The organism is Caballeronia terrestris, assembly GCF_001544515.1.
Lineage (GTDB): Bacteria > Pseudomonadota > Gammaproteobacteria > Burkholderiales > Burkholderiaceae > Caballeronia > Caballeronia terrestris.
On the sequence record NZ_FCOL02000130.1, the window covers coordinates 1 to 7,162 of the forward strand.

Sequence of the window (7,162 nt, forward strand, 5' to 3'; positions counted from 1 at the left end):
TTCCTGACGTACGCTTTCCTCACGTACGCGTTGGAGCCGATTCGGGCGGAAGCCGTTGTCAGGTTGGCTGGTGGTGGTCGGCCAGGCTCTTTCGTGGCTGCGCAGTGCATGTGTTGATCTGGCCACAGGCTCGGTGGACCGGGAAGTCAGGTCCCGTCAGGTCCCATACGCTCCTCGCGCGCCGACATCACTGCCACCATCGCTCTCCGGGTCCTGTTCGTCTGAGAAGACTTCGTGCTCGGCCTGGATCGTTTCGCGTTCGATGCATTGCACGTGCCAGTGCCCCTTTTGGGCTGCTTTGCTCCCGCTCGCGTAATACTCCGCCACGCCTTGCGCGCTTCCTGAAGAAATCTCTGGCGCGGTCTCGCTATTCCGAGGAGCAAACGCGTCGATTCGAAGCAGATTCAGCACGAATATCGGGCCCATGTCGTGCGCTCCGCAAATCAGCGTGCCGATAGGTGACGATTGCAGAGTTCCCCATTCAGGCAAAGCCAGGGCGTCGTGTCCCTCGCGTGACCAGCGAAGCGTCTCTCTGTCGAGCCAAAGGATTGCATAAGCGGCGGAGGCGAGAGGACCAAAGCCATCCAGTTTGACGGTAATGCGCATGACGTTCTCCATAATCTCAGGGTTAATGGCTCAAGACCCATTGCACGAGGGTATGAGCGTCTTCCGCAGAAAGCGGGCCCCCGCGTTCGCCAGCGGAGGGCATTGCCATGTCGCCCCAATGAGCGCGTCCACCCATTCGAAGCTTGTGCTCGAGCATGGTGGCGGCATTGGGTACGTTGCGGTAGCGTTCGGCAATCTGTTGAAACGATGGTGCGAGAAATGGGGCATTGTCGGTATGGCAGAACATGCAATGCTGTTGGTCGACAAGCGGTGTCGGCTCAGATTGACCAAACGCGCGCGTCGCGGTGAAAAGAATGGCGGCGGCGATCGAAAGGTTGAAACGGTGGTGTTGAAGGGTCATCGGTGCACTCTCGACGGTGGCGTATTCGCTGAGGCGCGTTGCGTTATCGGTTGGATCATTGGGAAGTCGGGGCGACGAAATGCCCCACCGTCTGAGCCAGCACGGGTACGCAGTTGCGCTTGAGTTGCATTTGCTCGGCAAGGGCGCTGCGGTTCAACCAACCGCGTGCGGCCGCGGCGAGACCGGCAGAAGCGCAGAACAGATACACATTCTGCGCGATCGCACCGGCGCTTGCCGAGGCGAATGCCTCGCGATTCGATGGGGGAACGTCGCCCATGCGCGAAAAATCCGCGACATACACAAGATCGAGCGGCGCGGCGCCGACGAAGTCTTGATAGCCGGTGAGACCGCGCAAGTCCTTCGCAACCACAAGATCGAGGCCGTGCCGCAACGGATCGTAGCGGTATAGCCCTCGAGACAGCACGGCATATACGTCGATCTCGTGAACGCCAAGTGCCGACGGCGCGGTGCGCCCGCCTTCTTCGTCGCGATTGATGCCATTGGCGGCCCATAGCAGGTCGCCCAGCAGGGCAAGACTCAGGTCGTTGGAGGCGAATTCGCGCGTGGTACGGCGCAGCGCGAATACTTCCATAACCGGTCGGCCACCGCAGCGTTCTGGTGCAGGGAGCTCGATGCGAGGTAGCGCAACACCGACGACTGGCCGAGGCTCGGCCCGGTCAAGCACTGCGTGTCCCAGCGTGAAAAGATGTTTCATTGGCGCCTCGCATGGCAAAGGAGGGTCTGGCACTTGTGCGTCACTTGCTTGCACCGATGATGCTCTCAGGCGCGCCCGTCGCCTTGATCTGCGTCAACCGCGCTCGTTACGCGGCCTGACACACTGCGTTACCGAGGTAGCGGTGACTTTAACTCCGCCCGCTGCAGCGGACCGCTTGCCGTTTGAACAGGCGATCGAGCTCAACGATGATCATAAGCTTTCCCCAACAAGTGCCCGCCCACTGCGGCCGTAGCTTGATGCTCATCTTCTCGACGGTCGTCGACGGTGAGCGCATCGAGCGCAGGGTTTCGGCGGAGGCGCTGGAGGACCATTTCGGTGCGGCGTCGCTGCGCGAAGAGGATTTGCTAGCGGCATTCGACGCACACAGGGACAAAATCGAAGGCGCGGCCCGACGCTTGCTTCGAGCGTTCGGCCGCAAACCCGTGCCTGATGCACAGCGGTTACTTTCGCTTTTGCGAATAATTGGATCTATCCGTGCACCCGCACGTCACGAAACCACCTCGCCCATGTCACGCCGCGGCGAATGCTCAACCTGCGGCCCGCGCCCCATTCGTATCAGCAATTGAGGCTGCGCGTCCATTCCGATCTGCCGGCGCAACGTATCACGCAGTTGGTCTGCTTCGATGGGCTGATTCAGATACGACGCGGTAAGTCCGTGCAGGACGCCTGTTAGCAGCACCCGTTCCAGCGCCTGACCCGCAGCAAGCCACGCGCTCGGATTATCGGCGCCCGTTCCGATGCAAAAGAGCAGTGGCGAGCCATCGACAAGCGACCGATGCGTCGCGGCCATCCCGCCGCCAAGATTAAACGTGCGAATCGCTGAGGCGACGAGCGGCGTTGCGATGTCGAGCAGCGCGCTGACACCGGCGGAGTACGCGGGCATGCCATCCGCGCAGCGTCGCGAATGGATCCAGCTTGCGAGCTCCCGCCTGAAGCGGGGATCGCGGAACTGCAGGTGATCGGCCTCGGCGATCAGGTCGGCGATCCGTTCACTTACCGGCGCCTCATCGACGCATGTCGCCTCCACGCTTTCGGCTTCGGCAGCACGGATCAGCTCCGCCTGAATCTCGGGCGGCACTGCCTCCGAGGTAAAGGCCTCGCGCGTCGTCGCCCGCTTCGGGATGGCACCGAAGAGCGCAGGGAGAGTCGCATCGGTCACATGGCCGGGTAGCGCGCGCACCTGCGCCAGCACATCTGGGTCCGCGGGCGCGGGGAGCAGCGTGATCGCGTAGCCGAGCCCGAAGTGGCTCATGGCTACGCGCAGGTTGAAAAGCGCTGCGCCGCAACTGATGATCAATTCGCGATCATACGGGTCGGCGACGGGGAGCGCGCGCGTCCGGTCAGCGCAGAGCATCACGGTGTCGCCGTCGACAATGAAGTGCCACGGTTGCGAATTGTGACTTGACGGCGCAAGCACGGCATATTGCACGGCGAAACGCAATTTTGCCTCGGCGCCACTCAGTGGGGGCAATCGGTTCTCGTCAAGGTCCCATGCGGAACGGTGTGTAAGCGGATGCATTTTGTCATCCTTTCCCGTGGTGGCACTTTCGTTGATCGTGCCAGAGGGCGTCATCCGAACGTTGACTCAGATCAAACCGGAACCGACCCGGTACAGTGAAATGAATGCGATACCTGAGGAGAGCGACATGCGCGCAATGGTTTTCGACGGACATTCGCCCTTGCTGCGGGAGTTGGACGTCCCTGACCCCGTCGCAGGCACCGGCCAGTTGCTGATTGACGCCCACGCGTGCGGCGTGTGCCGCACTGATCTTCATGTTGTCGACGGCGAACTCGCGCACCCCAAACGCCCGGTGATCCCAGGACACGAGATCGTGGGCACGGTTTCGGCGCTGGGGGTCGGCGTGACGGGTTTTGCGATCGGGGATCGCGTCGGCATGCCGTGGCTCGGACACACGTGCGGACATTGCCGGTATTGCGGGATCGGACGAGAGAACCTGTGCGACACGCCGGGCTTCACCGGCTACACCATCGATGGCGGCTATGCGCAGCGGGTCGTCGCTGACAGCCGCTTTTGCCTTCATCTACCGAAGCGGTATTCAGACGTCGAAGCAGCGCCGCTCTTGTGCGCGGGCTTGATCGGTTATCGCACCCTTAGGATGGCGGGCGATGCGAAGCGCGTCGGTATCTATGGTTTTGGCGCCGCCGCGCATATCGTCGCGCAGGTGGCGCATCGTCAGGGGCGCATGGTTTTTGCGTTCACACGTCCTGGTGACCTTGCTGCACAGAACTTTGCACTACGGCTCGGCGCATACTGGGCGGGTGGCAGCGACGAAAGACCATCCGACGAGCTCGACGCAGCGCTCATCTTCGCACCGGTCGGCGCGCTTGTGCCAGTTGCGTTGAGCGCGGTGGCGAAGGGCGGCATCGTGGTGTGCGGCGGAATTCATATGAGCGATATCCCGTCATTCCAGTACGCTCTCCTGTGGGGGGAGCGGCAGGTGGTGTCGGTCGCGAACCTCACGCGTGATGACGGGCGAGCGTTCATGCAGCTTGCTGCAGACACCCTCCCGGAGCTTCAAACGACTTCCTATGCGCTCGGCGATGCGAACCGGGCGCTCGCCGACTTGCGCGAGGGACGGCTTACGGGCGCAGCGGTGCTGCGCATTGATGACTGATACAGAATGGCTGATGCATTGCTCAGCGGCCAGCGCGCAGCCAACGAAACGCGCCTTAAGCAGAGGGGCGCGTCGCTGGGAGCGTCGGAGTACCCCGAGCCGTGCGCGTTCGCTGACATCGCTGTCTTCTACAGGTTCGCCAGTCCTGCGTGATCGAGGATATGGATTTCTTTGCCATGTGTGTCGACGACACCCGCTTTTTGAAGCTTCGAAAACATGCGGCTGACCGTTTCGAGTTTCAGGCCCAAATAGCTCCCGATCTCCTCGCGTGTCATTCGCAGGACGAACTCCGCGGACGAGTAGCCCCGCGCTTTAAAACGCGTTGATAGGTTGAGCAGAAACGCCGCGACGCGTTGCTCGGCGGTCATCGTCCCGAGCATCATCATGAGGCCCGACTCCCGCACGATCTCGCCGCTCATCAGCCGATGGACATGATGCTGCATTACCTTTACTTCCCGGCAAAGCAGTTCGAGCAGGTCGAACGGGATGATGCATACGACGCTGTCTTCCAGCGCGATCGCGTCGCAACTGTGGTGGTCGGTGCATACGCCGTCGAGGCCGAGCGCGTCACCAGCGAGATGAAAACCTGTGACCTGTTCTTGACCATCGCGATGCATGACTACCGTTTTGAAGCAACCCGTACGCACCGGGTAGACGCTCTGGAAGTCATCGCCTGCCCGATACAGTGTCTCGCCGCGCTTGAGCATACGAGTCGAACAGATGACGGAATCCAGACGCGTCATCTCGGCCGGTGAAAGTCCCCGCGGCATGCAGATTTGCTGCATCGAGCAAGTCGAGCATCGAACACCGGTGCACTTTGGCGTGGTGTCGGCGATCTGAAACGCGCGACGCGGCATAGGCGTTGGAATCGGTGCGACAATCCTGCTTTCGATCACGGATAACATGCTCGTCTCCTGTTCATCAGATGGCGTTCGCGTTGGTGAGGCGTGCACGTGCGAGGCGTTCAATCGTGGCACGCGCCAATTCATACTCGGTCGTTTTGTCAAAGAAGAAGTCGGCTCCCGCCGACCGACACGCGTTGCGAAACGCCGCGTCTGAATAGTTGGTCAGCACGATGGTGACAACCGGGAGGCGCTCGCGCTGGATACCGGCGATGACTTCCAGGCCGCTGTCACCGGTGAGACGCAAATCGACGATTACGGCATGGGTCGCCTTGATCCCGTCGAGCGCTGCCTGCGACTCCTCGGTTACCCCACCGAGCTCGACCCCTTCGATGCTTTCGACCATGGCGATGATCCGCTGACGCAGGGGTGACGAATCCTCGACCAGGAAAACTTTCAGCATGGCGCACGACGACTTGAGTTCATGCGCCCATTATTGGTCGAGTGAACTCAAGATGAAATCGGCGTTGGTTGAACTTGGAGTAGGCGTTTCGGAACCTGTGTAGGGCGTTCCCTACACGAAGCAGACAGCGTCACACTTGGTCGTTATCGTCAAACAGTTTATGACGCACCGCGTAGCGCACGAGTGCGGCCTCGTGCGGCATTTGCATCTTTTCCAGGATGCGCGATTTGTAAGTGCTGACTGTCTTCGCGCTCACGCATAGCGCCTCGCCAATTTCCGTGATCGTTTCGCCGGCGCACATACGGCGAAAGACCTCGTATTCACGATCAGACAGTCGTTGGTGCGGCAGCGTGTCGGCGGGTTCGTTCAGGCTTTGTGCGAAGCGTTCGGCCATTGCGAGACTCACGTAAACCCCACCAGCGGCCACCTTGGTGACGGCGCCAACCAGTTCCGCGCTCGCGCTTTCCTTTGTCATATAACCGGAGGCGCCCGCCTTGAAGGCGCGCGCCGCATATTGCTGCTCGGCATGCATGGTGAGCACGAGAATACGCAACCCAGGCTTTTCCTCTTTGATATGCTTGATCAGTTCGACGCCGCTGCGGCCAGGCATCGACAGATCGAGAACAAGGACGTGCGCATCGGTGGATCGGATCAGCGCGATCGTGGTGGCCCCGTCGCTCGCTTCGCCCACGACGTCGAAGCCAATCGCATTGCGCAGGATATGACGCAGCCCGTCGCGCACCAGGGCGTGGTCGTCTGCGATCAGTACTTTGGTGGTCATGGATGCGTTTCCTCCTGTTGCAGCGCCTTCACCGGGAAGGTAACAGTGACAGCAAATCCCTGACCGGGTTCTGTATCGATGGAAATTGATCCGCCCAATATTCGCGCACGTTCGCGCATGCCGAGTAAGCCAAACGATCTTCGCTGAGGCGCGTCGAGCTTCGCGGCGCCGTGGCCGTCGTCGGATATGCGTAGTATGCAGTGTCCCCCGTCGCTTCGAATCGTCAGGGTGACGCGGCTCGCCTCGGCGTGACGCGCGACATTCGTCAGCGCTTCCTGGACGATGCGAAATACGGTCGTCGCGGCCATACGGTTGAATTCGATGGCTGCCGGCTCGATGTGACGCTCGACATTGATACCGTAGCGGCTCGTGAAGTCGTTCGCAAGCCATTCGATGGCGGGGATCAGCCCAAGGTCGTCCAGCATCACCGGTCGCTGATCGGCGGCGATCCGCCGCAGCGATGCGACGGTCTTGTCCACAAGACTGCGCATGCCGCGCAATTGTCGGATGATTTCCCCGCCAGCACTCGAATCCGCCTGGATCAGCTGCTCAACCGATGAAAGGTCCATCTTGAGCGCAGTCAGTTGTTGGCCCAGATCGTCATGGAGTTCGCGTGCGATGCGGGTCTTTTCCTCTTCACGCACGTTTTGCAGGTTCTCCGACAGATCGCGCAGCTCTGCGCGCGAGCGCCTGAGCGCGTTGTCCGCTTTCACGCGTTCGGTCACGTCGCGCAACAT

The 7,162-nt window shown here is 61.1% G+C and carries 9 protein-coding genes and 1 pseudogene; 2 read left to right on the top strand and 8 right to left on the bottom strand.

Translation table 11 applies throughout. The features are described 5' to 3' along the window. Positions 1 to 156: 156 nt before the first annotated feature. Genes AWB67_RS33370 through AWB67_RS33380 form a run of 3 tightly spaced genes read right to left on the bottom strand, consistent with a single transcriptional unit; the run spans position 157 to position 1,682 of the window. On the bottom strand, positions 157 to 606 hold the full coding sequence (locus tag AWB67_RS33370) for a DUF3564 family protein (RefSeq protein WP_235008050.1): 450 nt from the start codon (positions 604 to 606) through the stop codon (positions 157 to 159). Positions 607 to 628: 22 nt separating this feature from the next. Further along, a complete protein-coding gene (locus AWB67_RS33375) occupies positions 629 to 967 on the bottom strand; it encodes a c-type cytochrome (protein WP_235008051.1) in 339 nt (112 codons plus the stop codon). Positions 968 to 1,022: 55 nt separating this feature from the next. Further along, the gene (locus AWB67_RS33380; RefSeq protein WP_087660287.1) at positions 1,023 to 1,682 is read right to left on the bottom strand and encodes a SagB/ThcOx family dehydrogenase; all 660 of its coding nucleotides are present in this window, start codon (positions 1,680 to 1,682) and stop codon (positions 1,023 to 1,025) included. Between the two features lie 206 nt (positions 1,683 to 1,888). Here AWB67_RS33380 and AWB67_RS33385 point away from each other — a divergent pair. Further along, a pseudogene (locus AWB67_RS33385) lies at positions 1,889 to 2,165 on the top strand (DUF1488 family protein). A 25-nt stretch (positions 2,166 to 2,190) separates the two neighbouring features. On the opposite strand, the gene AWB67_RS33390 reads toward AWB67_RS33385, so the two are convergent. After that, on the bottom strand, positions 2,191 to 3,222 hold the full coding sequence (locus AWB67_RS33390; protein WP_087660288.1) for an Acg family FMN-binding oxidoreductase: 1,032 nt from the start codon (positions 3,220 to 3,222) through the stop codon (positions 2,191 to 2,193). A gap of 127 nt (positions 3,223 to 3,349) precedes the next feature. Here AWB67_RS33390 and AWB67_RS33395 point away from each other — a divergent pair, with 127 nt between their 5' ends. Next, entirely contained in the window at positions 3,350 to 4,339 is a 990-nt protein-coding gene (locus AWB67_RS33395; RefSeq protein WP_087660289.1) for a zinc-dependent alcohol dehydrogenase family protein, read from the top strand. 128 nt (positions 4,340 to 4,467) lie between these two features. Here AWB67_RS33395 and fnr read toward each other — a convergent pair whose 3' ends face one another. The 4 genes from fnr to AWB67_RS33415 form a co-directional block, all read right to left on the bottom strand. After that, positions 4,468 to 5,244 carry a fumarate/nitrate reduction transcriptional regulator Fnr gene (fnr, locus tag AWB67_RS33400; protein ID WP_087660290.1) on the bottom strand — a complete coding sequence of 259 codons (777 nt, stop codon included), beginning with the start codon at positions 5,242 to 5,244 and terminating at the stop codon, positions 4,468 to 4,470. A gap of 16 nt (positions 5,245 to 5,260) precedes the next feature. Beyond that, positions 5,261 to 5,644, bottom strand: coding sequence for a response regulator (locus tag AWB67_RS33405; protein WP_087660291.1), 384 nt, complete (start codon positions 5,642 to 5,644; stop codon positions 5,261 to 5,263). A gap of 130 nt (positions 5,645 to 5,774) precedes the next feature. Next, positions 5,775 to 6,425, bottom strand: a complete 651-nt coding sequence (locus AWB67_RS33410) for a response regulator (RefSeq protein WP_087660292.1) — start codon at positions 6,423 to 6,425, stop codon at positions 5,775 to 5,777. Continuing rightward, positions 6,422 to 7,162: sensor histidine kinase (locus tag AWB67_RS33415; protein WP_143328439.1), on the bottom strand; the 741-nt coding region annotated here is incomplete at its 5' end. The genes AWB67_RS33410 and AWB67_RS33415, both read right to left, overlap by 4 nt.